The sequence below is a fragment of the Mesorhizobium sp. M0040 genome, assembly GCF_040323505.1.
In the GTDB taxonomy this organism is placed as follows: domain Bacteria; phylum Pseudomonadota; class Alphaproteobacteria; order Rhizobiales; family Rhizobiaceae; genus Mesorhizobium.
In genome coordinates this window covers 18,606-45,264 of record NZ_JAMYVA010000025.1, presented here as the reverse complement: position 1 = coordinate 45,264, position 26,659 = coordinate 18,606, and the positions used below count along the sequence as shown (strand labels likewise).

General features: G+C 62.3%; 27 protein-coding genes and 1 pseudogene. 16 read left to right on the top strand and 12 right to left on the bottom strand.

Annotated elements, in window-relative coordinates; all coding sequences use genetic code 11:
- Positions 1–50 precede the first annotated feature (50 nt).
- Positions 51–1,502 carry a helix-turn-helix domain-containing protein gene (locus NKJ91_RS20865; protein ID WP_352457080.1) on the bottom strand — a complete coding sequence of 484 codons (1,452 nt, stop codon included), beginning with the start codon at positions 1,500–1,502 and terminating at the stop codon, positions 51–53.
- 238 nt (positions 1,503–1,740) lie between these two features.
- Here NKJ91_RS20865 and aceA point away from each other — a divergent pair, with 238 nt between their 5' ends.
- Complete coding sequence (gene aceA / locus NKJ91_RS20860) at positions 1,741–3,030, top strand: isocitrate lyase (RefSeq protein ID WP_352457079.1); 1,290 nt, start codon at positions 1,741–1,743, stop codon at positions 3,028–3,030.
- Positions 3,031–3,108: 78 nt separating this feature from the next.
- A complete protein-coding gene (locus NKJ91_RS20855) occupies positions 3,109–3,351 on the top strand; it encodes an SMc00767 family acetate metabolism repressor (protein WP_023719402.1) in 243 nt (80 codons plus the stop codon).
- 65 nt (positions 3,352–3,416) lie between these two features.
- Here the strand turns inward: NKJ91_RS20855 and NKJ91_RS20850 are convergent, their stop codons facing one another.
- Positions 3,417–3,884 carry a RidA family protein gene (locus NKJ91_RS20850; protein WP_352457078.1) on the bottom strand — a complete coding sequence of 156 codons (468 nt, stop codon included), beginning with the start codon at positions 3,882–3,884 and terminating at the stop codon, positions 3,417–3,419.
- Between the two features lie 425 nt (positions 3,885–4,309).
- On the opposite strand from NKJ91_RS20850, the gene NKJ91_RS20845 reads away from it, so the two are divergent.
- Positions 4,310–4,699: an ANTAR domain-containing protein gene (locus NKJ91_RS20845; protein ID WP_352457077.1), complete on the top strand. Its 390-nt coding sequence runs from the start codon at positions 4,310–4,312 to the stop codon at positions 4,697–4,699.
- A gap of 32 nt (positions 4,700–4,731) precedes the next feature.
- Here NKJ91_RS20845 and NKJ91_RS20840 read toward each other — a convergent pair whose 3' ends face one another.
- Entirely contained in the window at positions 4,732–5,448 is a 717-nt protein-coding gene (locus NKJ91_RS20840) for an HAD family hydrolase (RefSeq protein ID WP_352457098.1), read from the bottom strand.
- A gap of 167 nt (positions 5,449–5,615) precedes the next feature.
- Between NKJ91_RS20840 and NKJ91_RS20835 the strand changes: the two genes are divergently transcribed.
- The 4 genes from NKJ91_RS20835 to NKJ91_RS20820 all read left to right on the top strand — a co-directional run bounded on the left by NKJ91_RS20835 (position 5,616) and on the right by NKJ91_RS20820 (position 9,894).
- Positions 5,616–7,049, top strand: coding sequence for a glutamine synthetase family protein (locus NKJ91_RS20835; RefSeq protein ID WP_352457076.1), 1,434 nt, complete (start codon positions 5,616–5,618; stop codon positions 7,047–7,049).
- A 57-nt stretch (positions 7,050–7,106) separates the two neighbouring features.
- Positions 7,107–7,475, top strand: a complete 369-nt coding sequence (locus NKJ91_RS20830) for a four helix bundle protein (RefSeq protein WP_352457075.1) — start codon at positions 7,107–7,109, stop codon at positions 7,473–7,475.
- A 73-nt stretch (positions 7,476–7,548) separates the two neighbouring features.
- Complete coding sequence (locus tag NKJ91_RS20825) at positions 7,549–8,835, top strand: NAD(P)/FAD-dependent oxidoreductase (RefSeq protein WP_352457074.1); 1,287 nt, start codon at positions 7,549–7,551, stop codon at positions 8,833–8,835.
- 258 nt (positions 8,836–9,093) lie between these two features.
- Entirely contained in the window at positions 9,094–9,894 is an 801-nt protein-coding gene (locus tag NKJ91_RS20820; protein WP_352450923.1) for an SH3 domain-containing protein, read from the top strand.
- A 63-nt stretch (positions 9,895–9,957) separates the two neighbouring features.
- Here the strand turns inward: NKJ91_RS20820 and NKJ91_RS20815 are convergent, their stop codons facing one another.
- Positions 9,958–10,704 carry an SDR family oxidoreductase gene (locus tag NKJ91_RS20815; RefSeq protein WP_352457073.1) on the bottom strand — a complete coding sequence of 249 codons (747 nt, stop codon included), beginning with the start codon at positions 10,702–10,704 and terminating at the stop codon, positions 9,958–9,960.
- 274 nt (positions 10,705–10,978) lie between these two features.
- On the opposite strand from NKJ91_RS20815, the gene zwf reads away from it, so the two are divergent.
- The 3 genes from zwf to edd all read left to right on the top strand — a co-directional run bounded on the left by zwf (position 10,979) and on the right by edd (position 15,040).
- Positions 10,979–12,448: a glucose-6-phosphate dehydrogenase gene (gene zwf, locus NKJ91_RS20810; RefSeq protein ID WP_254819279.1), complete on the top strand. Its 1,470-nt coding sequence runs from the start codon at positions 10,979–10,981 to the stop codon at positions 12,446–12,448.
- Positions 12,430–13,143: a 6-phosphogluconolactonase gene (gene pgl / locus NKJ91_RS20805; RefSeq protein ID WP_352457071.1), complete on the top strand. Its 714-nt coding sequence runs from the start codon at positions 12,430–12,432 to the stop codon at positions 13,141–13,143. The genes zwf and pgl overlap by 19 nt, the downstream gene beginning before the upstream one ends.
- 73 nt (positions 13,144–13,216) lie before the next feature.
- A complete protein-coding gene (gene edd, locus NKJ91_RS20800; protein WP_352450919.1) occupies positions 13,217–15,040 on the top strand; it encodes a phosphogluconate dehydratase in 1,824 nt (607 codons plus the stop codon).
- 147 nt (positions 15,041–15,187) lie between these two features.
- On the opposite strand, the gene NKJ91_RS20795 is transcribed toward edd, so the two are convergent.
- The 5 genes from NKJ91_RS20795 to NKJ91_RS20775 form a co-directional block, all read right to left on the bottom strand.
- A complete protein-coding gene (locus NKJ91_RS20795; protein WP_352457069.1) occupies positions 15,188–16,855 on the bottom strand; it encodes a vWA domain-containing protein in 1,668 nt (555 codons plus the stop codon).
- Between the two features lie 112 nt (positions 16,856–16,967).
- Positions 16,968–17,966 carry a GlxA family transcriptional regulator gene (locus NKJ91_RS20790; protein ID WP_023677433.1) on the bottom strand — a complete coding sequence of 333 codons (999 nt, stop codon included), beginning with the start codon at positions 17,964–17,966 and terminating at the stop codon, positions 16,968–16,970.
- A 16-nt stretch (positions 17,967–17,982) separates the two neighbouring features.
- Positions 17,983–18,882, bottom strand: a complete 900-nt coding sequence (gene folD, locus NKJ91_RS20785; RefSeq protein ID WP_352450917.1) for a bifunctional methylenetetrahydrofolate dehydrogenase/methenyltetrahydrofolate cyclohydrolase FolD — start codon at positions 18,880–18,882, stop codon at positions 17,983–17,985.
- 37 nt (positions 18,883–18,919) lie between these two features.
- The gene (locus NKJ91_RS20780) at positions 18,920–19,054 is read right to left on the bottom strand and encodes a hypothetical protein (RefSeq protein WP_352450916.1); all 135 of its coding nucleotides are present in this window, start codon (positions 19,052–19,054) and stop codon (positions 18,920–18,922) included.
- 36 nt (positions 19,055–19,090) lie between these two features.
- Positions 19,091–19,828, bottom strand: a complete 738-nt coding sequence (locus NKJ91_RS20775; protein WP_352457068.1) for a hypothetical protein — start codon at positions 19,826–19,828, stop codon at positions 19,091–19,093.
- Between the two features lie 226 nt (positions 19,829–20,054).
- Between NKJ91_RS20775 and proC the strand changes: the two genes are divergently transcribed.
- On the top strand, positions 20,055–20,870 hold the full coding sequence (gene proC, locus NKJ91_RS20770; protein WP_352450914.1) for a pyrroline-5-carboxylate reductase: 816 nt from the start codon (positions 20,055–20,057) through the stop codon (positions 20,868–20,870).
- Positions 20,871–20,884: 14 nt separating this feature from the next.
- On the opposite strand, the gene NKJ91_RS20765 is transcribed toward proC, so the two are convergent.
- The 3 genes from NKJ91_RS20765 to NKJ91_RS20755 all read right to left on the bottom strand — a co-directional run bounded on the left by NKJ91_RS20765 (position 20,885) and on the right by NKJ91_RS20755 (position 22,935).
- Positions 20,885–21,277, bottom strand: a complete 393-nt coding sequence (locus NKJ91_RS20765) for a type II toxin-antitoxin system VapC family toxin (protein WP_352450913.1) — start codon at positions 21,275–21,277, stop codon at positions 20,885–20,887.
- Entirely contained in the window at positions 21,277–21,519 is a 243-nt protein-coding gene (locus NKJ91_RS20760) for a type II toxin-antitoxin system VapB family antitoxin (RefSeq protein ID WP_023677427.1), read from the bottom strand. The genes NKJ91_RS20765 and NKJ91_RS20760 overlap by 1 nt, the downstream gene beginning before the upstream one ends.
- Before the next feature lie 87 nt (positions 21,520–21,606).
- Positions 21,607–22,935: an NAD(P)H-dependent oxidoreductase gene (locus NKJ91_RS20755; protein ID WP_352457066.1), complete on the bottom strand. Its 1,329-nt coding sequence runs from the start codon at positions 22,933–22,935 to the stop codon at positions 21,607–21,609.
- Positions 22,936–23,098: 163 nt separating this feature from the next.
- On the opposite strand from NKJ91_RS20755, the gene NKJ91_RS20750 reads away from it, so the two are divergent.
- The 5 genes and pseudogenes from NKJ91_RS20750 to NKJ91_RS33855 all read left to right on the top strand — a co-directional run.
- Positions 23,099–24,454: a pilus assembly protein TadG-related protein gene (locus NKJ91_RS20750; protein ID WP_352457064.1), complete on the top strand. Its 1,356-nt coding sequence runs from the start codon at positions 23,099–23,101 to the stop codon at positions 24,452–24,454.
- A 26-nt stretch (positions 24,455–24,480) separates the two neighbouring features.
- On the top strand, positions 24,481–24,900 hold the full coding sequence (locus NKJ91_RS20745) for a TadE/TadG family type IV pilus assembly protein (protein ID WP_023677424.1): 420 nt from the start codon (positions 24,481–24,483) through the stop codon (positions 24,898–24,900).
- Positions 24,890–25,294, top strand: a complete 405-nt coding sequence (locus NKJ91_RS20740; RefSeq protein ID WP_023677423.1) for a TadE/TadG family type IV pilus assembly protein — start codon at positions 24,890–24,892, stop codon at positions 25,292–25,294. The genes NKJ91_RS20745 and NKJ91_RS20740 overlap by 11 nt, the downstream gene beginning before the upstream one ends.
- 175 nt (positions 25,295–25,469) lie before the next feature.
- A complete protein-coding gene (locus NKJ91_RS20735) occupies positions 25,470–26,351 on the top strand; it encodes a YihY/virulence factor BrkB family protein (RefSeq protein ID WP_352457062.1) in 882 nt (293 codons plus the stop codon).
- Positions 26,341–26,439: pseudogene (locus NKJ91_RS33855) on the top strand (3-oxoacyl-ACP reductase); the annotation flags it as partial. The gene NKJ91_RS20735 and the pseudogene NKJ91_RS33855, both read left to right, overlap by 11 nt.
- Between the last annotated feature and the right edge of the window lie 220 nt (positions 26,440–26,659).

Below are 26,659 nucleotides of genomic sequence, written 5' to 3'. Positions count from 1 at the left end.
AGATGAGGTCCTTTGGTCGAAGATTCAGCCGCAATATTGCTGGAGCCGAATCACTGGAAATCGAACGCCGACAGTCCCGTGACCATCTCGTCGAGGCCGAGCGGACGTGTAACGGGTGGCTCGGCGCGGGCGAGGCAGCCGATGCGTTCGCACAGCCGGCAGGCAGGGCCGACCGGCGTCGCCGGCACGGCGGCGCTCTGTCCGGTCTTGCCGATGGCGGCCGGCCCCGGCAATGCCGCTCCATAGACGACCTCGTCGCGAAAACCGATGTCGCAGCCGAGCAACAGCGCCGTGCGCCGCGGGCGCTCGGCAAACGAGCCCTGCGGCCCTTCGAGCGTGCGGGCCATGCAGAGGAACGCCGCACCGTCGGGCATTTCCACTGCCTCGACCAGGATCTGGCCGGGCTGGGCGAAGGCGGCATGGACCGGCAGCTTCGGACAGCCGCCGCCGAAGCGGCTTTGCGGAAAGCCGTGGCTGCCCGCCTTGCGGAACCGATTGCCGGCACTGTCGACCTCGAGCATAAAGAACGGCACACCTGACGCACCCGGCCGCTGCAGCGTGGCCAGCCGGTTCGCCGCCTGCTCGAAGGAAACGCCGAAGCGCGACCGCAACATGTCTATATCGTAGCGGGTGCGGACCGCAGCTGCGTGAAAAGGCTGATAGGGCATCATCAGAGCGTGCGCGGCATAGCGGCCGAGCTCGAAACGCGCCAGCCGGCAGGCTTCGTCCGTGGTCAGCTTCAGCACCTGGATCTCGGCAGCTACAGCGACGCTCATGCGGATCAGGCAGGCCTCCATCGCCACCTCGCGCAGTTGATCGAATGGCGACAGCCGCTCGGACAGGAACAGGCGCTGCGAGTGACGGTCATAGCGACGCCGCCAGTTGGGCATGGTGGCGACCGGCAGTACCTTGACGACGATGCCGAATTCACGCCGCAGCCAAGCCTTCAACGCACTGAACAGATCGTCGCCGGGATCGAGCACCGACGTGAATGCCTCGGCTTCCTCTTCGAGCGCGGCAAAATGGTTCGGCCGGCGTTCGAAAATCTCATGCACCTCGTCGATCGGCAGCCTGGCACCGGAGAGGGCGGTGGCCTTGCCCTCACGCGCGAGCAGCTCGTTGATATCTGACAATCGCTCGGCCTGCTCGCGATAGGCGCGAAACAGCTTTATGACAGCGGCGGAAGCGTTTGGCGCCGCCTCGGCAAGCTCGATGAGTTCCTGGTCGCCCGGCAGTTCGCCGGCCAGCAGCGGATCTGAAAACACTTCCTTCAAATCGGCGACCGACCCCCTCGCCTCGCCCTGCAATTCATGTGGGTCGACCTTGTAGACGGTTGCCAGCCTCAGGATCAGTTGCACCGTCAGCGGCCGCTGGTTGCGCTCGATGAGATTGAGATAGGACGGCGAGATGCCGAGCCCTTCGGCCATCGCCGTCTGGGTCAGCCCCTTGGCGTTGCGGATGCGACGAATGCGCGGCCCGGCAAAGATTTTGTGGTCGGCCAATCGAGTTTCCTTGACAGAAATTTACATCCGCCGATGGCATGGCTGTCTTTACAATCATGACAGATTTACAGCTCTCATCAGTCAAACACAACACAGGTTTTCCCTTATTTTATGGCTGATCAGGAGGTTTACCTCGCTTGCGTCGTGCCGACGTGTAAATGGTGTCACACATATGGCGCACATATTTTCCCTCTGCGACGCCTTCCTAAACCGGCATCAAAACCGCCTGGAGTGATCAATGACCGACTTTTACAACCTCGTCCCGTCGGCGCCGCAAGGCCGCTTTGATGGCATCGAAAGGCCCTATTCGCCGGACGACGTGAAGCGGCTGCGCGGCTCGGCGCAGATCCGGCAGAGTCTCGCCGAAATGGGGGCAAACCGGCTGTGGCAGCTCATCCATGAAGAGGATTTCGTCAACGCGCTGGGTGCCATGTCGGGCAACCAGGCGATGCAGCAGGTGCGGGCCGGGCTGAAAGCGATCTATCTGTCAGGATGGCAGGTCGCCGCCGATGCCAACACCGCTTCCGCCATGTACCCGGACCAGTCGCTTTATCCCGCAAATGCCGCGCCCGAACTGGTCAAGCGCATAAACCGCACCTTACAGCGCGCCGACCAGATCGAGACTTCGGAAGGCAACGGGCTGTCGGTCGACACCTGGTTCGCGCCGATCGTCGCCGACGCGGAAGCCGGCTTCGGCGGGCCGCTCAACGCCTTCGAAATCATGAAGGCGTTCATCGAGGCGGGTGCGGCCGGCGTCCATTACGAGGACCAGCTGGCTTCGGAGAAGAAATGCGGCCATCTCGGCGGCAAGGTACTGATCCCGACCGCCGCACACATCCGCAACCTCAACGCGGCGCGGCTTGCCGCCGACGTCATGGGCACGCCGACGCTGGTCGTGGCGCGCACCGACGCTGAAGCGGCAAAGCTCTTGACCTCCGACATCGACGAACGCGACCGGCCCTTCGTCGATTATGGCGCCGGCCGCACCGCGGAGGGCTTCTACCATGTCAGCAACGGCATCGAGCCCTGTATCGCCCGCGCCGTCGCCTATGCGCCCTATGCGGACCTGATCTGGTGTGAGACTTCCAAGCCCGATCTGGCGCAGGCCAGGACGTTTGCCGAGGGCGTGCGCAAGCATCATCCAGGCAAGCTGCTTGCCTATAATTGCTCGCCGTCTTTCAACTGGAAGAAGAATCTCGATGACGCGACGATTGCGAACTTCCAGAAGGAACTCGGCGCCATGGGTTACAAGTTCCAGTTCATTACGCTGGCCGGTTTCCACCAGCTCAATTTCGGCATGTTCGAGCTCGCCCGCGGCTACAAGGAGCGGCAGATGGCAGCCTATTCGGAACTGCAGGAGGCGGAATTCGCCGCGGAAGCCAATGGCTACACCGCCACCAAGCACCAGCGCGAGGTCGGCACCGGCTATTTTGACGCCGTCTCAATGGCGATCACCGGTGGCCAGTCTTCGACCACGGCCATGCGTGGATCGACCGAGCACGCCCAGTTCAGGCCGGCGGCGGAATAGCGGGGTAGCAGACAAACAGAGGGAACGCCCAAACGGGCATGGCAACACAACAGTCATGGCAACACAGGGAGAAGACCAATGGCTTCGATAAGCCGCGTCAAGGAACGGGCCGAAGAGCAGGCCACCAGCATGAATGTCGACCAGCAGGCGACCATCCGAATGCTGGCGAACGATCTGCACAGGCTCAATCAGTCGGTGATGAAGGCGGTCGAGGCCGGCGTCTCGGTCGAGCTGGTGCGCTCGGCACGACACCATGGCGGCGACGGCAACTGGGGAGATCTGCTGATCCCGGTCATCGTCACGCAGCGTAGCCACGACTGATGAATTCTACCGCACCGCGCCTTTTTTGAGCGCATGTTATCGCACCCCGCACGCCGCGGCTCTGCCTAGTCCGGCAGAGCCGCTAGTGCAACGATTTCAATGACAAGATCAGGCTGCGCAAGTGCTGCAACGCCGATAACTTCCGAGGGCGGCGGGTTGTTGTAGCTGCAGTGCTTCGGGCAGTGCTCGGCAAAGAATTCGTCCAAGACGTCCAGGCGAAAATTGGGAGAGCTCAGAACGCCGCCATCGGGAAATGGCCCCTTAACAAAGAAGGTCAGCCTGATGAGATGCTCGAGCGCACTGCCAAGCTCTTCCAGATCTGATTTGATGTTGGTGAGAATTGCGCGCCACTGCGCGGCCGCACCGCCGACCGCGCCGCCGCCGCTTTTGCCGATCGGATCGTAGTCCTCGGCCGTCGCCGTGTTTCCGGAAAGGTAGACAAACCCCTTTGCGCCGGTAACGGCCGTACCCTTTCCCCATGGCATCAACCGGCCATTTTTGAATTTCTTGTGAGTCACGAATTCCATCGTCATCTCCCGTCGGTCAAAGAGACGTGCTTAGCCAACGAGGAAGGGTAGTCCGGCGAGGCGATACGACAAGCTCGCGACAGGCCTGACTCGCCTTCGTCCAACCTTACGTCAACCCGGCTACGGCTGCGAGTTGGTGCGTTCGCGCTGCAAAGCCAAACTTAGCTGAGCCCTGCCCGGTTGTGGTGGCAACTTCTTCTTCGGGCGGCGGCAAAGAAAAGCACTTAATTTTAATTTTAATGTTTCTTGAGATATTCTCCTGATACGCCATTTGAGCTTGACATGAGCAGTTATCTCACGCCAATTATCTCTCGAGTTTCAACCCTGCATTGAAACATTGAACAACGGCCTGCCCCGCCATGTGCCCAGCGAATCGCGATATCGAGACTGCAAAACAGCTGCCTTTCGTCAGCCGGGACATGGAGACGCGGATGCTCCCGGATTTCTCGCGGGTGCTGGTGGTCGGAAAATCACCGATCAACCGCGTCGTGGTTTCAAAAATCGTGGAGCGGTCCGGCCTCAAACCGATCTCGGAAACTCCCGAAACCGCGGCAAAGGCCTTGCACGCGCTGATTCCCGGGACTGTCGTTCTCGACGGCGGTGCGGAGAATGGGGACTGCGACGCCTTGCTGTCGGGTATCGATGCACTGCGAAGGGCGTCAGGCAGATCGCTTCCGTCGGTGATCCTGCTTTCAGTCAAGACCGGCACGCCGGCGAGCCTGGGCCTGTCCAGCGTCATCGATGCAGTGGTCGTCAAGCCGATCACCACCGAACGGCTGCAGCCGGTGATCGACCGGCTGATCGCAATTAGCCGCAATTGACGCCTACCGTGATGCCTCGGCTGCCGACCTGATCAATCAATCTCGCCGATACGCTCGATCAAGCCCGGCAGTTCACCGAGATTGGCTATTTGGCGAAAGCGTGGTGCCGAGACCGGCGGCTCGACATGTTCCAGCACCCAGGTCAGATCATGCGGAACGTGGATGCCCCAACTGCCGGCTTCGATGGCCGGCACGACGTCCGATTTGAGCGAGTTGCCGACCATCATGCCCTTTTCCGGGCCGTCGCCGTGGCGGCTGAAGATGCGGGTATAGGTGGCCGCGCTCTTGTCGCTGACGATCTCGACGGCATCAAACAACTCGCCCAGCCCGGATTGCGCGAGCTTGCGTTCCTGGTCGAACAGGTCGCCCTTGGTGATCAGCACCAGGTGGTAGGCGCCGGCCAGCTTTTCCACGGTTTCGCGAGCATGCGGAAGCGGCTCGATCGGATGGCTGAGCATCTCGCGGCCCGCGGCGAGAATTTCGGCGATAGTCGAGGCCCGCACCTGGCCGTTGGTGACCTCGATCGCCGTCTCGATCATCGACAGCGTGAACCCCTTGATGCCGAAGCCGTAGACCGCGAGGTTGCGCTTCTCGGCCTCCAGCAATCTTGCTGAAATCCGGTCCTCCTCGGCGTGATCGGCGAGCAGTGCGGCAAAGCGCTTCTCGGTCACGCGGAAGAACTGTTCGTTCTGCCACAGCGTGTCATCGGCGTCGAAGCCGATCGTCGTCAGTTTGCGGCTGTGTTGCATGGGGACCATTAATTGCAGCCTTGCGGGAGGCCGATCCTAGACCAGGAGGCTTTTATCCGGAAGTCGTTGTGTTCCCCCGGTTATCGAGGCGGACGCCAGCCGGCTCCCCTTCCCTTTCGTCGTCGGCAACGGCTATACTCCACAATCTGCAACAAATCTGGTGATTGATGCCGCCTGCAAAAAAGGAAGTCCGTCCGTCGAGCCGCGGAGGACGCGCCCGCACGCCTGCCTTCGTGAAAAACCAACGTGGCGTCAAGAACTGGAAGGAAGTCAGCGCCTGGCTGGAATGGCGCGGCATCGAAGATATCGAATGCATCACACCCGACCAGGCCGGGGTTGCGCGCGGCAAGATGATGCCATCGAAGAAGTTCACCTCCAACACCTCGCTGGCGCTGCCTTCGGCGGTGTTCATGACAACGATTTCCGGCGGCTATCCGGAGGACGGCAACGGCTTCCACTATCCGGAGGACGACGGCGACCTCAAGCTGATGCCTGACCTCTCGACGCTGACGGTGGTGCCGTGGGAGGAGGACCCTACCGCGGCGGTTATCTGCGACCTCGTCCACCAGGACGGCCGCTCGGTCGAGTTCACGCCGCGCAACGTGCTGAAGCGCGTGCTTGCCGCCTATGACAAGCGTGGGCTGAGGCCGGTCGTGGCACCCGAGATCGAGTTCTACCTGGTGCGCAAGAACCCCGATCCGGACTATCCGCTGACCCCGCCAGTAGGTCGATCGGGACGGCCGATCGGCGGCGGCGCCGGCTATTCGATCGCCGGGGTTAACGAATTCGACGAATTGATCGACGACATCTACCATTTCTCCGAAAGCCAGGGCCTGGAGATCGACACGCTGATCCACGAGGAGGGCGCCGGCCAGCTCGAAATCAATCTGCGTCACGGCGATCCGATCGAGCTCGCCGACCAGGTGTTCATGTTCAAGCGAACCATCCGCGAGGCGGCGCTCAAGCACGAGATCTACGCCACGTTTATGGCCAAGCCGATCCAAGGGCAGCCCGGTTCGGCCATGCATATCCATCAGTCGATCATCGACAAGAAGACCGGCAAGAACGTTTTTTCGGCGGAGGACGGCTCGGAGACCGAGGCCTTCTTCCATTTCATCGGCGGCATGCAGAAACATGTGCCCAACGCGCTGGTGATGTTTGCGCCCTACGTCAATTCCTACCGGCGGCTGACGCAGTCGGCCTCGGCGCCGGTCAACAACAAATGGGGCTACGACAACCGCACCACCGCCTTCCGCGTGCCCCGCTCCGACCCGGCGGCGCGGCGCGTCGAAAACCGCATCCCCTCCTCCGACGCCAACCCCTATCTGGCGCTGGCGGCATCGCTTGCCTGCGGACTGATCGGCATGACCAACAAGATCAAGGCCGAGCCGCCGGTTCTGACGACCGCCAACGAGGACCAGATCGACCTGCCGCGCAGCCTGCTCGAAGCCGTCGACCTGTTCGAGGCTGACGAAGAACTCGGCGCGCTGCTCGGCAAGTCATTTGCCGCCACCTATGCGGCGATCAAGCGAGCGGAATTCGAGACCTTCATGGAAGTGATCAGCCCGTGGGAGAGGGAGTATTTGCTGCTGAATGTGTAGTAGGGGAGTAGGGGAGTAGGGGAGTAGGGGTGTTGGGGAGTAGGGGAGTAGGGACGAATGGCTGAGAAAACGGGTTCCTACAAGGATTTGATAGTCTGGCAGCAGGCAATGGACCTTGCTGTGGCCGTTTACGGCGCGACGAAATCATGGCCCAAGGAAGAACTTTATGGACTCACCAGCCAAGTGCGGCGCGCTGCAAGCTCGGTGCCATCGAACATTGCGGAGGGATATGGCAGAGAGATCCGAGGTTCCTATCAACAATTTCTCCGTATCGCTCAAGGATCATTGAAGGAACTGGAAACTCAGCTTCTGATCGCCGAGCGTACCGGCATCGCGCCGAAGGCGACGGCGGCTTCATTGTTGGCGAGTACCGAAAGCGTTGGGAAGCTTCTTCGCCTCCTGATCCGCAAACTGTCACCCGACTAGCTCCCTACTCCCCTACTCCCCTACTCCCCTACTCCCCTACTCCCCTACTCCCCTACTCCCTTAGCCGAGCATCATGACCTACCAATCCCCAATCTCCCCCGGCCGCTCCTGGTACGAAGACACGGCCGGGCCAAGGCCAGAATATCCGGCGCTCGACGGCGACCGGACATGCGATGTGGTGATTGTCGGCGGCGGCTTTACCGGTCTGTCGGCGGCGGCTCATCTCGCCAAGACAGGCGCGGATGTCGTGCTTATCGAAACGCATCGTTTCGGTGACGGCGCATCGGGCCGCAATGGTGGCCAGCTCGGCACCGGACAACGGGCCTGGGCAGAGGAACTGGAAGCGGAATACGGCTTTTCCCGCGCCAAGGCGCTGTTCGACCTTGCCGAAGAGGCCAAGGCGCACCTGCTCGACTTTGCCGCGATGCACCAGATCGAGATCGACTATATGCCCGGCCAGATGTCGGTGGCGCACAAGAAGCGCTATGTCGACGACTACAAGGCGCATGCCGAGATCATGGCAAACCGGTTCGGTTATCCGCACATCTCATTCATGGATGCCGCGGAGACTGCCGAGCGGCTCGGCTCGACGCATTATTTCGGCGGCACCCGCGACACCGGCACCGGCCATGTCCATCCGCTGAAGCTGGTGATCGGCACCGCGAAAGTCGCGGCAGAGGCCGGCGCAAAGCTTTTCGAGCAGACGCCGTCGACCGGCATCACCTCCGGCGGCGGCAAGGTGAGGGTTGTGACGCCGAAGGGCACGATCACCGCCGCTAAATGCCTGATCGGGGTCAACGCCTATGGGGGCACGCTCGAACCGGTGAGTGCCGCGCATATTATGCCGATCGGCTCCTTCATCGGCGCGACGGTACCGCTGGGAGCCGATTCCAAAGTACTGCCGGGTGGCGAGGCGGTCGACGATTCGCGCTTCGTCGTGCGCTATTTCCGCAAATCGAAGGATGGGCGGCTGCTGTTTGGCGGGCGCGAGATCTATGCGGTCAATGATCCCAAGGACATCCACATCCACATCCGCCGGCAGATCGCCGAAATCTATCCGGCACTGAAGGACGTTGAGATCACGCATGGCTGGGGCGGCTATGTCGGCATCACCGTGCCGAGAAAGCCGTTCGTGCGCGAAGTGATGCCCAATGTGACCTCGATCGGCGGTTATTCCGGCCACGGCGTCATGCTGTCGAACTTTTTCGGCAAGGTTTATGCCGAGACGGTCGCCGGCAACCGCGACCGGCTGAAGCTGATCGAGGACCTGAAAATTCCACCCTTCCCCGGCCGCCGGCGTTTGCGCGCGCCACTGCTCTTTCTTGCGCTCAACTGGTACGCGTTGCGGGACAGGATTTGACCAGACGTCGCAGAATCCTTAACGAGGACGCAGAATTCCCGCCAAGGGCGCAGTGATGCCACAATCGCGGGCGAAAGATGATGCTCGTGGGCAGCTGAACGGGGAATTTTTGCGGGCCTGCCCGCTTTTGGTTGGGACCGATGCCGATCGAAATGCCGGCTCTCCGGCATGGGTCGTAAGAACATCGGCCCGCAAATGGAGGTGGCAAGTGTGAGAGAGCCCTTCAGTTTCGGCGCGCCGGAACGACGGCGCCTTGCGATGCAATTCGGTTACGATATGCGGCCGACGTTCTGGCACGGGGTCCGGTCGAACGCGCATCTGGTGATAGCCGCGCTTGGCACGGCCGCACTGCTCGGCGTTGCCGCGGTGGCACTGTGGCTGGCATTGCCGGCAAATGAGCGACAAGCGGCCGCAAGTCCTGAGCAGATCGTTCCGACCATCCCGGTCAAGACGACGAAGATCATGCCTGCCAAGGTTGCTGCGGCGCCGCGGACGACGGGCAAGGCAGATGCGGTTTCCCCAGCGGTGGCCGCAGCGGAAGCCGAGATACCAGCGCTGGCTCCCAATGATCCGCGCTGGACGGGGCCAAAGACGGCATCGGCCGCCGCCACGGCAGCATCCGACCAGCTGGCAAGCCAGACCGAGCAGGCGACCGAAAAATCGTCTGCTTCGGTGGCATTCGCCGACCCGGCAGCAAAACCCGACGCTGCGGCATTGTTTGCCAAGGTCGCGGCTCCCGGCAGCTCAACGAAAAACAGCGGGCCCGATGGCGCGCAGACCGCCGCCATCCCCACGCCCAAGCCGCAACTGCCGACGCAGACCGCGAGCGAAGACGACAACAGCACCAAGGCAAAATCCGGAAAAGCCAATACTGCCGGTACCGGACGCATCCTGAGATCCGTCACCATGCGCACCGGCCCAAAAAAGAATGCGGCCGCCATTCTCACCGTGCCGGCCAAGACATCGGTGCAAGTGATGAGCTGCAAGCAATGGTGCCAGATCGTCTACAACGGCAAGCGCGGCTGGATCTATAAGAGCTACGTCAAAACCGGGGCGTAGGGCCGGCAGAGCGATTGCGGGTCGCTCGCCATCAGCCGGTCCTCCGCCGGATAACCGGACCGTTCAAATACAACGCCCGCCGTCGACTTCCAGCGCCACGCCGGTGATGAAAGCCGCCTCGTCCGAAGCGAGCCAAAGCGCGGCATTGGCTATGTCGAGCGGCGTCGAAAGCCGGCCGAGCGGGATCGACGCGCGGAACTTCTCGCGGATCTCGGGTGTGTCGGCGCCCATGAATTTCGCGAGCATGCCGGTCTCGCCGGCAACTGGGCAGAGGCAGTTGACGCGGATGTTCTTCGGCGCGAGTTCCACCGCCATCGATTTGGTCGCGGTGATCGCCCAGCCCTTCGATGCATTGTACCAAGTGAGGCCGGGCCGCGGTCTGATACCGGCCGTGGAGGCCGTCGTCAGGATGACGCCACCGCCTTGCCGCTCCATCACCGGTACCACGGCAAGCGCTGCGTGGTAGATCGCCTTCATGTTGACTGACGTGATCAGGTCGAAGGTCGCCTCGTCGACTTCCAGCATGTCACCGTTGCGATGGGTATAACCGGCGTTGTTGACCATGATGTCGATGCGGCCGAAGGCGCTCATTGCAGCATGGACCATGTCGTCCAATTCGGACCGCAGCGAGACGTCGGTCTGGGTCCAGATCGCCTTTTCGCCGATCTCGCCGGCAACGCGCTCTGCGCCCTTGGCGTTCAGATCGGCGACGACTACGCGCGCGCCTTCCTCGGCAAAGCGCCTGGCCATGCCCTCGCCAAAACCCGAGGCAGCGCCGGTGATGATGGCGACCTTGTTTTTGAGGCGCATGCTTTTCTCACTCATCGTTGAAGACGATCGCAAACGCGTTTGGCCATGGTCATCTAAAGATGTGTGTCCATTGCCGATTTCTGCTTTGGCTTTCGCCTTGATCCCGCTCTATGCTGCACCTGCGAACGCTGCCGGAAGCATCGCTTGCCGACAAGCCTCCGGCCAGCGCCGGTGTCAAGAGCACACGCGGATGTGACGCAATGGCACTGGCAAGTTTAAATCGATTAGATTATATCAGCCGCGTTATCGCGACCGGCGTCACAGCGGACAGACCATGACCAGCCAGATCATTCCCGTCGACCCTTTCGACTTCATCATTTTCGGCGGCACCGGCGACCTGTCGGAACGTAAGCTTCTGCCGTCGCTGTACCACCGGCAGCGCGACCACCAGTTTTCCGAGCCGACGCGCATCATCGGCACATCACGTTCGAAGATGACGGACGAGGAATTCCAGTCGTTCGCCAGGCAGGCGATTGCCGATCATGTGAAACCGGAGGATATCGACGCCACGGAACTGAAGACGTTCCTCGCGCGGCTCTCCTATGTCCCGGCAGATGCAACCACAGGTGCCGGCTTCGACAGGCTGAAGAAGGCGATCGGCGACAGCGAACACATCCGCGCTTTCTATCTGGCTGTGGCGCCGGCGCTGTTCGGCGACATCTCGCACAAGCTGAAGGAGCACGGGCTGATCACGCCGAATTCGCGCATCGTGCTGGAAAAGCCGATCGGCCGCGATCTCGCTTCGGCGCGCGCGCTCAACGACCTGGTCGGCGACGACTTCCATGAAAGCCAGATTTTCCGCATCGACCACTATCTCGGCAAGGAGACGGTCCAGAATTTGATGGCGCTGCGCTTTGCCAACGCGCTCTACGAGCCGCTTTGGAATTCCGCCAATGTCGATCATGTGCAGATCACCGTGGCCGAGACGGTCGGCCTGGAAGACCGCGTCACCTATTACGACAAGGCCGGCGCATTGCGCGACATGGTGCAGAACCACATGCTGCAGCTGCTCTGCCTGGTCGCGATGGAGGCGCCGTCGTCGATGGACGCCGATGCCGTCCGTGACGAAAAGCTGAAGGTGCTGCGGGCGCTGAAGCGCATCAACGGCAACGAAGCGCCGAAGCACACGGTGCGCGGGCAATATCGTGCCGGCGCCTCGGCCGGCGGGCCGGTGAAAGGCTATGTCGAGGAACTCGGCAAGAACAGCAACACCGAGACTTTCGTTGCGCTCAAGGCCGAGATCGGCAACTGGCGCTGGGCGGGCGTGCCGTTCTACCTCCGAACCGGCAAGCGGCTGGCGACCCGCGTTTCGGAGATCGTCATCGAATTCAAGCCGATCCCGCATTCGATCTTCGGCGAGAGCGCCGGGCCGATTTCCGCCAACCAGCTGGTCATCAGGCTGCAGCCCGACGAGGGCGTCAAGCAGTTCATCATGATCAAGGACCCGGGGCCGGGCGGCATGCGACTGCGCCAGATTCCGCTCGACATGAGTTTTGCGCAATCCTTCGACGGCCGCGCCCCCGATGCCTATGAGCGGCTGATCATGGACGTCATCCGTGGCAACCAGACGCTGTTCATGCGCCGCGACGAGGTCGAGGCGGCGTGGAAATGGATCGACCCGATCCAGGACGCCTGGGAGAGCGGCAGGCAAGAGGCGCAAGGCTACACCGCCGGCACATGGGGCCCCTCGGCCTCGATTGCGCTGATCGAACGCGACGGGCGGACATGGCACGAGAGCAACTAGGCGGCGCCTACAACTGGCACGAATTTGCCGGACGCCAGGAGTCGGCGACAGCGCTTGCCGGCCACGTCGCCGGCCGTCTGTCAAAGGCGATCGCCGAGCGCGGCACGGCGCTGCTTGCGGTCTCGGGCGGCACGACGCCGGCGAAATTCTTCGCGGCGCTTTCGACCGTTCCGATCGCCTGGGAAAAGGTGACGATAACATTGGTCGACGAGCGCTTCGTGCCGCCCTCATCGCCGCGCTCCAATGCCGGCCTGGTTGCCGCCAACCTGCTGCAGAACGCGGCCGCCGCCGCGAATTTCGTGCCGCTCTACCACGCCGCGGCAAGTATCGAGGGTGCAGCGGTCTCCGACAGTGAGGCGCTGCAAGTGCTGCCCTGGCCACTCGACGTCGTTGTGCTCGGCATGGGAACTGATGGCCACACCGCCTCGTTCTTTCCGGATGCCGACAACCTGGCAAGATTGCTCGATCCGTCGTCGCAAAGGATCGTGCTTCCGGTTCACGCGGCAAGCGCCGGCGAGCCACGGCTGACGCTGTCACTGGGGCGGATCATCAATGCCGCCTTCATCGCGCTGCATATCGAGGGCGCGGAAAAACGCAGCGCATTCGAGGCCGCGCTTGGAACTGGAACACGAAAGCCCATTCGCGCCGTGCTCGATGCCACTCAAAAGCCCGTAGAGGTTTTCTGGGCACCCTGATCTCAACTTGGCTGCAGGTCCCGGCAACAGCCGGAAGGTGTTTGCGGGACCTCGCCTGAAAGGACCGACCGCCATGACCGCAAGACGCGATATCGAAGCCATCACCCAGCGCATCCGTGAGCGCTCCAAGCCCGGTCGCGAGGCCTATCTCGGCCGCATCGCCGAAGCCTCGAACCGCACCGCCAACCGGGCCGTGCTGTCCTGCGGCAACCTGGCCCACGGCTTTGCCGTCTGCAGCCCTTCTGAAAAGGTGGCGCTTGGCGGCGACCGGGTGCCGAACCTCGGTATCATCACCTCCTATAACGACATGCTGTCGGCACATCAGCCTTTCGAGACGTTTCCGAGGCTGATCAAGGACGCGGCGCGCGAGGCCGGCGGCATCGCCCAGGTGGCCGGCGGCGTGCCGGCGATGTGCGACGGCGTCACCCAGGGCCAGCCCGGAATGGAGCTGTCGCTGTTCTCGCGCGACGTGATCGCCATGGCCGCGGCAATCGGCCTGTCGCACAACATGTTCGATGCCGCCGTCTATCTCGGCGTCTGCGACAAGATCGTGCCGGGGTTGGTGATCGCGGCGCTGACCTTCGGCCATCTGCCGGCGCTCTTCATCCCGGCCGGGCCGATGACGACCGGCATTCCGAACGACGAAAAAGCCAAGATCCGCCAGCTCTATGCCGAGGGCAAGGCGGGACGGGCCGAACTGCTCGAAGCCGAATCAAAATCCTATCACGGGCCGGGAACCTGCACTTTCTACGGTACCGCCAATTCCAACCAGATGCTGATGGAGATCATGGGCCTGCACACGCCTGGCGCTTCCTTCGTCAATCCCGGCACGCCGTTACGCGACGCGCTGACCAGGGAAGCGACGAAGCGGGCGCTGGCGATCACCGCGCTCGGCAACGCCTACACGCCGGTCGGGCGGATGATCGACGAGCGCTCGATCGTCAACGGCATCGTCGGCCTGCACGCCACCGGCGGTTCGACCAACCACACCATCCACCTGATCGCCATGGCAGCGGCGGCCGGCATCGCCATTACCTGGCAGGATATTTCCGACATCTCGGAAGCCGTGCCGCTGCTGGCGCGAGTCTATCCGAACGGCCTTGCCGATGTGAACCACTTCCACGCCGCCGGCGGGCTCGGCTTCCTGATCCGCGAACTGCTCGACGCAGGCATCCTGCACGAGGATGTGCAGACGGTGTGGGGCGAAGGGCTGCGCCCCTACGCGGTCGAGGCCAGGCTCGGCGCCGACGGCGGCGTCGTGCGCGAGGCTTCGCCGCGCGAGAGCGGGGACGAGAAGGTGCTGGCGCCGTTCAAGAAGGCGTTCCAGCCGAGCGGCGGTCTGAAAGTGCTTTCGGGCAATCTCGGCCACGCCGTCATCAAGACATCGGCGGTCAAGCCGGAGCGGCGCGTCATCGAGGCGCCGGCCAAGGTGTTCGACAGCCAGCAAGGCCTGAACGAGGCGTTCAAGGCGGGGTCGCTGACCGGCGACTTCATCGCCGTCATTCGGTTCCAGGGACCGAAGGCCAACGGCATGCCGGAATTGCACAGGCTGACCACCGTGCTCGGCATCTTGCAGGACCGCGGCCAGCATGTGGCGTTGGTCACCGACGGCCGCATGTCGGGCGCTTCAGGCAAGGTGCCAGCGGCGATCCACGTGACGCCGGAAGCGGCGGAGGACGGGCCTATCGCCAGGATCCATGACGGCGATATCATCAGGCTCGACGCCGAGGCCGGGACGCTGGAGGTACTGGTGCCAGCCGGCGATTTCGCACTGCGCCGCCCCGCGGACAGCGATCTCATAGGCAATGAATTCGGCTTCGGCCGCGAGCTTTTCGCCGGGTTCCGGCAGCTGGTGGGACGCGCCGACCATGGCGCCAGCGCCTTCGGTACGGCGTGACTTTTCGACATGGAAGAGCGGCTGGTGGCCGCTCTCCTAAAGCGCGTGGCGTTCGATCGGCCTCACGCGACGCGCTTTTAGGATCTTGTTTTTATGCATGTCGTTATCGCAAAACCGCTGCACACTTTTGCGCGACATGCATTAGATCTACTGAACCGTCAGCTCGGCTCGCGCGCCGGCCCTGACCGTTACCGTGCCTTCCCTCGAGCTGTTGTCCGATTTCTCCGAAACCACCGCGTAGTCGCCGGCCGACAGAGTGGCTTGGTACTTCTGGTCGTAGGCGTAGCCGACCGACTTGCGGGTTCCGTCGATGGCCTTCCTGGCCTCGAATATCTCGATCTTCGAGGCCCCTGGCGCGGTTATCGTCAGCATGCCGGCGTTCATCGCGATCTTCAGATCCTGATGGTCGCCAACCTTGACGCTGAACGGCTGCTCGGCCACCGCAAGGTCGACCGTCGCGACCATTACATAATCGCCGGGCGGCAGATCGAACTTGCTGTCCGGACCGTAGGCATAAGTCACCTCCTGCCTGGTTCCGTCGACGTTCTTTTTCGCCTGGAGCACTTTGAAGCCGATGCCCGAACCCTCGGCCTTGTCGCCGCCGGCAGCATAATGTGCATTGGCGACGATACGCCCGACGCCGACGATGATGTCCTTGTCGATGACCCTGCCGGCGGCAAGCGGGATCGTCTCGATAACCATGCCCTGGCCGATCGTGACCGTCACCTTCTGGTCACCGGCCGGCAGCACGACTTTCGTGTCACCGTAGTAGGTCGGCGGGGTGTCGACGCCGGGATAGCCGATTACGACAGCCGCGCCGTCATCAACGTCCGCTCCTTCGCTTGGCCGCGGGTGGATGACCAGCGTGCCGGCATTCAGGTTGAAGTGCGGTTTGGCGACCTGGCCAGGCTCTATCTTGATCTTCTGTTCGGCCCTGGCCTCGCCGGCACGCGCGACGACGATATAGTCGCCCGGCTCCAGATTGCCCTTGTAGGTGCCATATTCGGTGGTGACGAGATCGCCGCGCGTGCCGTCGGAATTCGCCTTGTAGATCTCCCAGCCATTGCCGTCGGTGACGGGATCGCCACCCTCGGCAAGCACGACGGTGGGCACGAAATTGGACTCCGCCGGCTGGGCGGGCGCCGGCTGGGGAGCAGGCTGCGGGGCGGGAGTCGGTTCAGGGGCGGGTGGCGGAGGCGCAACGGTCTCGACGAGGGCGTCCTGCAATGCCTTTTCATCCGACGCTTCGATATATTTGCCGCCGGTATTGTCGGCGAGGCAACCGACCTGCTTGCCCTCGGCCGCCGTCAGGCCGAAGCCGACGACATTGACGGTGAAGTCGACGCCAGCAGCCTCTAGTTCCTTGCCGAGCGCACAAGGATCGCCGCTACATGTCTCGATGCCATCGGTGATGAGAACGACCGTCGCCTTGTCCTCGGAGTATTTCAATGCTTCCGCCGCTTGCTTGACCGCAGCGGTCAGCGGCGTCTTGCCCTGAAATTTCAAGCTGTCGGCCGCGGCTGAGATCGCACTTGCCGAGCCTGCCTGCGGTGGCACGATGAGTTCGATGTCGCCGCAACTGGCCTTCTCGCGATGGCCATAGGCCATGAAGCCTATTTCCTCCTCGGCCGGGACCGATTGCAGCACGTTCCGCAGCGATTGACGGGCGATTTCGAGCTTGGGCTTGCCGTCGATCTGCGCCCACATCGAGCCGGAGGCATCGAGAATGACGATGACGCGATCGGCGGCGAAGCCGAACCCCGTCGTCCACAGCAACAGGGCCGCCGCAGCGACGCTCTGCACAAATCCCGCCATCAAAAATCTCCCCCGTCAGTCGCCGCCGCTCGGCGCCGGAAAGCTATTTGACGCCGGGTCGCGACACAAGCCCGGACGGAGTACGAAGCTGCGTCGCCTCTCTGCCAAACCCTCAATAGGCCGTGCGGCGTTCCTCGGAAGGCGGCCGGCCGAATTGCAGCCGGTAGCTCTGGGCAAAATAGGAATGCGAGGTGAAGCCGGTGGCGATTGCCACGTCGAGGATCGGCATGTTGGTCTGGCGCAGCAATTCGCGCGCCCGCTCGAGCCTGAGCCGCATATAATAGCGCCCGGGCGTCACACTGAGATGGCGCAGGAACAGGCGCTCGACCTGGCGCACCGACAGGCCCGCCGACTTGGCGAGCTGCACCGCCGACAGCGGCTCGTCGAGATGGTCGGCCATCAGCTCGACGATGCGGCGCAGCTTCTCCGACTTGCCGGTCAGGTCGCGTTCCGGGCCGACGCGCTGGCGGTCCCCGGCCGAGCGGATGCGCTCATGCTGGAACTGGTTGGCGACGCCATTGGCGAGGCTCGAGCCGAAATCACCGCGCACGATCTCCAGCATCAGGTCGATCGATGTGGTGCCGCCGGCGCAGGTGTAGCGCTTGCGGTCGATCTCGAAGACGTTGCCGGTGCAGTTGATGTCCGGAAAGCGTTCGAGGAAGCCGGCGCGGTTTTCCCAATGGATGGTGCAGCGATAGCCATCGAGCTGGCCTGCTTCGGCAAGCAAATAGGAGCCGACCGAAAGCGCGCCGAGCGCATTGCCGCGCCGGCCCCAACTGCGCAGCGCTGCCAGCACCTTGCTCTTGCCGGGAAATTCCGTCGTCAGCCCGACCGAGACGAACAGGATATCGACCGGCGGCAGATCGGCAACCGCGTAGTCGATCTTGAGCGGCAGGCCGTTGGACGCCATGACGGCGTCGCCGTCGGCCGACACCGTAGTCCAGCCATAGAAATCGCGGCCGAGCAGCCGGTTGGCCGACCGGAACGTGTCGATTGCCGCGGCCAGCGAGAACATGGAGAACTTGTCGACCAACAGAAACCCGAACTGCCGCCCGCCCTGAACGGGATCATTGGTGACCGGCCGTTCTAAGGGAACAGTGAGGTTCGGCAAGGACGCTGCTTTCTGGTCAGAAGGAAGGCCGTTTCAATCCGGCTGCGAGATAGGCGGAAGCTAGCGTGTTGGCCATCAGCATGGCAATGGTCATCGGTCCGACGCCGCCAGGCACCGGCGTGATGGCGCCGGCCGCCTTCGCTGCTTCGGCAAAGGCGACGTCGCCGACGAGGCGCGTCTTGCCTTCGCCCTTTTCAGGTGCGGCGACGCGGTTGATGCCGACATCGATGACGGTGGCGCCAGGCTTGACCCAGTCGCCGCGGACCATTTCAGACCGGCCGACGGCGGCGACCAGAATATCGGCGGTGCGGGCAAGCGCCGGCAGGTCCCTGGTCCGGCTGTGTGCGATGGTGACGGTGCAATTGGCGGCAAGCAGAAGATTGGCCATCGGTTTGCCGACGATGTTCGAACGCCCGACGACGACCGCATTGAGACCGGACAGGTCCTTGCCGCGCACGCGTTCGATCAGCAGCATCGAGCCGGCCGGCGTGCAAGGCACGAAGGCGGTCTCGAGTTCGCCGGTGCCGAGCTTGCCGACATTGATGAAGTGGAAGCCGTCGACATCCTTCTCCGGCGCGATGGTCTGGATGATCTTGCCGGAATCGATATGGCCGGGAAGCGGAAGCTGCACGAGGATGCCGTTGATGGCCGGATCGGCGTTGAGCTGGCCGATGATCTTCAACAGGTCCGGCTCGGAGGTTTCGGCCGGCAGCGTGTGCTGAACCGAATGGAAGCCGCATTCCTTGGCGGTGCGGGATTTGGAGGCGACATAGACCTGGCTCGCCGGATCCTCGCCGACGATGACCACGGCGAGACCGGGCTGCCGTCCGACCTTTTCCGCCAGTTCGGCGGTCAGGGCCTTGACCCGCCGCACCACGTCTTCGGCGACGCTTTTTCCGTCAATCAACTCAGCCATGAACCACCCTCGACGCCTATCCCGTAAGCCTGCCGCGTTAAAACATCCATGCGGCGCGCTCCAGATATCTTTTATGCAGGCCGTTGCCCAGAACCATGCGCTGCGGGCAGACATGCAGCGCGGCATTCTCACGAAAATCGAGCCGGGCAATCCCGTCAATGCGCCGTCCCATGCCGTTAACTCGAAACCGGCATGTTTTATTCGACGCTCAGAAATAGCGGCGATGCGTGCGGTTTTCGGTGAGCTCGCGAACGACCTCGCGGAATTCGCGCAGGCTGGCGCGGATTTCCTCGATCTGGCTTTGCTGATCGGCGGCTTCCGAGGCCTGATTTGCCTTCCTCGACCAGGCCTGAGTACGGGCCGAATGCGGCGGCGTGGGTTGCTGCGGATAAAGTGCCCGACCGGCATAGAGCGGCTGCGGGTCGAACGCAGGCGGCATCGCTGCGGTGGAATTTGTCGCGGCGGAAATCTTACCGGACGCTATCTCCTCCGGCGCTCTGCCAGGCATGAGCCGGCTCAGCGCCGACAACACGGCACCGATCGGACCAGGACGTTTGGTGCGCGCGATCTCGACCGGCTGAGCGGGAGGCGGCGCTGCCCGGTATGCTGCGTGATCCGCGGAACCGGCATCGGGGCCGCCAAGGGAGCCAGCGGGGTCGAAAAACCCATCGGCAGCTGCAGCCTCTTCCATCAGTATGGTGCCGGCCTTTGGCTCATCAGGATCGGGCTGGCTTATGCCGGAGGCTGCCAACAGGATCGGACTGGCACGCGCTTCGCGGCGCGAGCGGGCAAGACGATGGCGTGTGGCGGCATCCTCGCGCCATGACGGGCCTGCGCGGTCCTCTAGCGAAACCAGCGATGCTTCGTCCTCGCCGCGCACCGCCTCGACGAGCGACAGCAAGGACTGCTCGTTCCTCCAGTGTTCACGATTTTTCCTATAAGCCATGGTTTCTGGAGCCTTCCCCTCGGGCTGGGACGTAGCGACCGCCACCGGTTAAGCGATGCTAAACAGGCATAGGAAATAAAAGGTTAATTTGGTCGCCGCGCGGCTGCGCAACTACATGCGCATCCCAACCGTAAGGTCGGGGTTTCCGCCTGATCACGGTCCCAACAGGGCTTCCCCGCCCTGCCGCGAACGTCTATGGGGAAGCCATCTCTATGGGAGGCTTTCGATGACGATCAGGCTTGTTCTCGCCGGTTGCGGCAATATGGGCTACGCCATGCTCTCGGGCTGGCTGAAAGCCGGCAAGCTGGCTCCGGCGGTGGTGTTCGTGGTCGAGCCCAATGCCGAGTTGCGCAAGCGTGCCGAAGCACTGGGCTGCGCTGCTGCCGCGGATGCCGGCGCCATCCCGGCGGACGCCGTGCCGACCGTCGTCGTCATTGCGGTGAAGCCGCAGGTGATCCGCGACGTGACGGCTGGCTACATCCGCTTCAACGATGGCCGGACCACCTTCCTCAGCATCGCCGCCGGAACGCCGGTGGCCACGTTTGAAGGTATTCTCGGCGACCGCGCGCCGATCGTGCGCTGCATGCCCAACACGCCGGCGGCGATCGGCAAGGGCATGATGGTGGTGTTTTCCAACAGGCTGGTTTCCGACGAGACTAAACGCTTCGTCGCCGACCTGCTTTCGGCAAGCGGGCAGGTGGCCGATATCGACGACGAGGCCCTGATGGATGCGGTGACGGCAGTCTCCGGGTCGGGGCCGGCGTATATCTTCCATTTCATCGAAGCGCTGACCGTGGCCGCCGAGAAAGCCGGCCTGCCGACCGGGACTGCCAAGCTCTTGGCCATGCAGACGGTCTACGGCGCCGCATCGCTGGCCGCCGAAAGCGGCGAGGAGCCGGGCGTGCTCAGGCAGCAGGTGACCAGCCCCAACGGCACCACGGCTGCGGCCCTTGCAGTACTGATGGGCGAGGACCGGCTGACGCGCCTGCTCACCGAGGCGGTGGAAGCGGCGCGGCTGCGGTCTATAGAGCTGGGGAAGTAACAGCCGGTTGCGGATTACACGAGGTCGGTATGCGAAAAGTCGTTGCCCTTGTAGAGCAGTGCGGAGCCGTGACTTTTTGCGCAGGCATAAGAAAGGCAGTCGGCTAAGTTGAGCTGGGCGGGATGTCCGCGCCCCTTTCCGTAGTCTGAAAACGCCTGGATCGCGAGCTTGGCATCGCTGGCGTCGATCGGCACAATTTCGATTTCGGCCTCGCGAAGAAACGCCTCTATCGCATCTCCGGCGACAACCGGCGGCACGGCAAGCATCGTCGAAAGCCGCATCGCCGCTTCAAGCACCACCAACGCCGAAGTTATTCTCGCGGGCGCTGCCTCAATGCGGTTACTCAACTCGCCGGCATCCTCTTCGCCTGAAAGAATCGCGACAACCACGGAGGTGTCGATGAACATCAGGAATGGCCCCACATCTCATCGATCTCATCCTTCGTCACAGCCCGACCACCTTGGCCTGCCTTGGCCTTGAAGTCGTTGGCAATGGCAGCAAGCCGCTCAGCCAGGGGAATGCGTCCGCTCTCCCGCTTCAACTCGGATTCAAGCGCTTCGATGACCGCTTCGGTCATCGAAATCTTGCGTTTGGCAGCAAGCTCTCGCGCCAGTTCGCGTGCGCGCGGGTCCCTGATCTGAAGATTCATGTGATCGCCTCCGCCTTCATCGTCAATACAATATAGAGAGTTGTAATGACAATACCAGTGGGCCCGGCCAAAGGCCACCGCGACAGCTCACCGGTCGACAGCGTCACGCCCATACAGCATCTCGTCCTGCAGCCGGCGCAAGGCGAACAGCCTGGTCGTCGGGTCGGGCGCGGCATTGTCGGCGGTGAGCAATTCGCCTTTCCTCACCGGTTTCAGCACCTTGCCGCCTTCGAGCAGACCGACCGGCACGGCGCGATGGGCGCGGGCCTGTTCGACGGTCATGGTCCAGGAGCGGTAGCAGGTCTCGCCGATCGCATCGAAAACCTCGCCTGCCGCCAGATCGCGCTTGGCCACGGCGCAGACCTCGGCCACCGGCCGCGGCAGCGGCACCATGTCGGGCTTGCCGTAAAGCGCGATGCGAGCCGCCGTCAGCGGCACTTCCAGCGAGGTCAGATGGTAGGGCCTGAAGAAGCTGTAATAGGGGCCGTGGCCGATATGCAGATCGTCCATGCGCTCGATGATGCGCGGATGGGTCGCCTCGACGATTACGAAGACGCCGGGCGCCACGCCCTTGCCGACGGTGTAGTCGACGACGCCCTTCTTCGACAGAATGCCGCCCTGCTCGCGCGGGATCAGCACCTTGACCAGCTCGTCGCGATCGGCCTTGGGGCCGTGCATGCCGGGAACGTCGGGCACCAGCCCGGTGGCGTTGGCAATGGCGCACATCTCGACCATGGTTTTCGAGCCGTCGACGAACTCGACCAGCATGCGCGGATTCATGTTGCGGCGCAGCGCCTCCTCGCGGCAGTCGTCGGGAACGGCGTCGTGGTTGAGAGGGTTGTTCTTGCCCTTGCCGGCGGAGACGATGGTGTAGCCGAGCGCCGAAGCGAACTCGATCAGCTCCATGCAGCTCGACGGCTCGTCGCCGGCGCCGACCGAATAGACGACGCCGAGCCGGTCGGCCTGCTGCTTCAGATAGCAGCCGATGGTAACGTCGGCCTCGACATTCATCATCACCAGGTGCTTGCCGTGCTGCATCGCCATCAGGTCGAAATCGGCGGCGACCCCGGGCTTGCCGGTGGCATCGATGACGACATCGATAAGCGGATTGGTGACCAGCATTTCGTTCGAGGTGACGGCGATCTTGCCGCTTTCGATCGCCTGGCTGACCTTCGAAGCGCTGTCCGATTCGGCTGCCATCGCCTGGTCGCCATAAGCAATGCGGATGGCGTCACGCGCCGTATGCGGGCGGCGCGTCGAGATCGCGCAAACCGAAATGCCCGGCATCAGCATGCCTTGCGTCACCAGGTCGGTGCCCATCTCGCCCGAACCGATAACGCCGATGCGCACCGGGCGGCCTTCCGCGGCACGCTTGGCAAGATCGCGGGCAAGCCCGGTCAAGGCGACATTGGTCATACTGGAACGTCCACTGCTTTTTGATTTGAAGCGGGAATAGCAGGGAACGGCAACCCATTGCCAATCGAAACCGGCCGCGGCGGTCTTTTCTTGCGCATGACCCCGGAAACCAGAATTGTTCCTATGAAGACATGCACCCGGCCGAAGGACTAACGAGGGTCCTGTGGCGCCAAAGGCCCGCATTGAAGCGGCGGAACGGGCCGTTAAGCCCGGATGGATCGCAGCCAAGAAATGTACGGAAATTCTTAGTCATTCTTTTATGCAATCCTGCTTTAATAGGGAAATGGACTGGCGTGCCCGCATTTTTAAGTGTTTTTTCCGCGCTATGCGACCGATCGGCGAGAGCGGCAACGTTGCTACTATTTTTGCTCTGTCTTTGCCGATTGTCGTCGGCGGTGCGGGCCTCGGTATTGAGACTTCCTATTGGTATTACAGCAGCCTGAAGCTACAAGCGGTGGCGGATGCGGCGGCCTATGCTGGCGCTTTGGAAAAGGTTTCGGGATCCGACACGCCAAAGATTGTCTCCGCAGCGACAGCGTCAGCGACCACGAACGGCTGGGGACCGTCAGCAGGTACAATAGAGGTCTTCTCGCCTCCGTCAGCCGGTCCAAATGTCGGAAAAAAGGCGGTTGAGGTAGTCGTTCATCAGAACCTCGATCGGTTCTTTACGTCGATATTCACGCAAAACGCAGTTGGCGCACAAGCAAGGGCGGTGGCTCTTATTACGGATGCTTCAAAAGCCTGCATTTTGACGGTCGATCCTTCCGCTTCGAAAGCGGCGCTCTTTTCCGGCAGTTCGACCACAAAACTGACAGGCTGCTCCGTCATGTCGAATTCGATAGCTCCGGACGCCATCAAACTTCAGGGATCGGCAAGCCTTGATGTCGATTGCCTGATATCGGCAGGCGGTGTTTCGTTGAGCAACGTCGTGAAGACCGTTTGCGCCAGCCTGATAACTCAGGCGCTGCCCGCTGCTGATCCTTTTGCCGACCTGCCGGCGCCGCCGGCCACGAACCCTTGTCAAAACGGCAATCAGTCAACCTTGCAACCTGGAACATACTGCAAGGGGCTCAGCTTGAGCGGCAATGTAACCCTCTCGCCCGGGATATACGTCATTGAGGGAGGCGATTTCAAAGCGAGCTCGAATGCAAATATTTCCGGCGAGGGCGTCGTCATTTATCTGGCCGATACCTCCGGCGTTAGCATGAACGGCACGGCGACCGTCAAGCTCAGCGCACCGACGTCGGGCACCTATTCAGGTGTGCTGTTCTATGGCGACAGAGCCAACCTGGCGGGATCCAACACGTTTAATGGCACGGCGGATTCGCTATTGACCGGCGCTCTGTATTTTCCAACACAGGGCGTCAATTATCTCGGCAATTTCTCGGGCAAGGGTGGTTGCACGCAGGTCGTCGCAAGTACCGTGCAATGGTCCGGCAACGCAAACATCATTCAGGATTGCACGAGCCTTGGAATGCGAGACATTCCGGCCACGCAAACCGTTCAGCTTGTCGAGTAGTTTTCGTGGATCGGCTACAAGTCCGGATGTTCCGGAGTGATTCGGGTGTTGCCGCGGTAGAGTTTGCGCTGGTTCTGCCCGCCCTTTGCCTGGTACTTCTTGGCATCATCGACGGCTGGTCTTTTGTCTCGAGCGCATTGTCGATGCGTGCAGGCGTCAAAACCGCGGCGAACCTCGTGATGCAAGGAGCAGTCGAGGATACGACCATCCAAGCTGTCGCTCTTTCGAGCTGGGAAAACCATCCTGATGGCGCGCAGGTGGCAGTGAGCCGGAAATACATGTGCGGGAACATCGTGGCCGATCCATCGGTCCTGTGCGACACTTTGAAAGCCCCCTCGGTCTTCCTCGTAATACAGGCGACAGCCACCTGGTCACCGCCCTTCAGTTTTGGCGCGTTTTCCCTCTCGCGCGAACTCAGTCATCAACAGGTGATTCGTGTCCGCTAAGTCGAGAGCTTTCACGGGGGATGCATCAGGCGGAGCTGCATTAGAGTTCGCGCTGATCGCGCCTTTTCTGATAATGCTTTTGATCGGCATCTTTGCATTCGGCTGGGCTCTGAATGCTATGTCGAGTGTTCGGTACACGCTGGAAACGTCGTCACGTGCGCTGCAAATGAAGAACTCGCTGACGCAGGCCCAGATCCAAGCCATTGCCACGGAAAAATTACTGGATTTGGGATTGAAAGACGTCGATGTAACAATAGCAATCGACGCCCCCAGCGGCGGCTTTCGCATGGCACATCTGACGGCCCAATATGCGTTCGTGATCGAGTTCCCGTATTTCAACCGATATCCGATAAATTATCAGACAACTGTCACAGTTCCCCTGATTGCATCGTGAGCACGTCCCCCGGCCAGTCGAGCGGCACCTTTCGCAGGATGTTCGCTGCACGCCGCCTTTATAGGCGATCGCCTTGTACAGCGCGCCGTTGCCGGCTTTGTTCCGGCCGAGCCCCCACCCCTCGCCCAGCGCCGCGCCGCCGCTACTTGTTTGTTGACAGGCATGCGAGGCCTACATGTGGAATTTGGCAGCAGAGGGCTGGAGGCTCCTCAAGCAGAGCGTCATCGGCTTCATCGACGACAATGCGCTGAGCCATGGGGCGGCGATAGCGTTTTATGCCACGACCTCGCTTGCGCCGATCCTGCTCATCGTTGTGGCTATTGCCGGCATAGCCTTCGGGCACGAGGCGGCGCAACTCGCCCTTTCGGCACAGATCGCTGGCCTGATGGGGCCGCAAAGTGCCGAGCTGCTGCGAGCTACGATCGAAAACGCCTCGCAGAAGGAAGCCGGAACCCTCGCCAGCATTCTGGGGCTGGTCACGCTGTTCGTCGCCGCATCCGGCGTGTTCGGCGAGATGCAGCTGGGGTTGAACGAAATCTGGAAAGTCAAACCGAGCGGGGCAACGATTTCACGAATGGTTCGGGCACGCATTGCAAGCCTGGGCCTGGTCGCCGCCCTCGGTTTTCTGCTTCTGGTGTCGCTGGTCGTAAGCGCTGCAATTTCGGCGCTCGGAGACGTCATCAACGCCTACCTGCCGTTCGGCACCATCATCCTGAGCGCCATCAACGGGATCGTCTCGTTTGCCCTGATCACGCTGCTGTTTGCCGCAATCTACAAGGTGCTGCCGGACCGCAGCCTGCAATGGCGCGATGTCGGCATCGGCGCCGTGGTCACCGGGTTTCTGTTCACCATCGGCAAGTCGCTGATTGGCTGGTATATCGGAACCAGCGCCATCTCATCTTCATACGGCGCGGCCGGCGCCCTGCTCGTCGTGCTGTTATGGGTCTATTATTCGGCCGAGATATTTCTGCTGGGCGCCGAATTCACGCGAGCCTATTCGGTTCGACATGGCAGCCGGTCCGATTTGAAGAACAAGGTGGAATCGCATGACAAATGAGTTCACGCCGAAATTCGACCTCGCCGGCAAGGTGGTGCTGGTCACCGGGGCCTCGCGCGGCATCGGCCGCGCCTGCCCACTCGCCTGCATGTGCTGGCCACATTCCGCTCGGCCGCATCGGCGACCCGATCGACGTCGCGGGCACCGTAGTGTTGGCGGCGTCACTGATCACTGGCGCGAATATATAGGTGGATGGCGGTTGGTCGGTAGCGTGATAGGCTCTTTGGCTGGTAGTGCGACACCGTTTCGCGAGCGCCGTCTCCCCACTCCAGGAAGAAGCGCGCGGACTTCGCAAGGTTAGTCCAAGA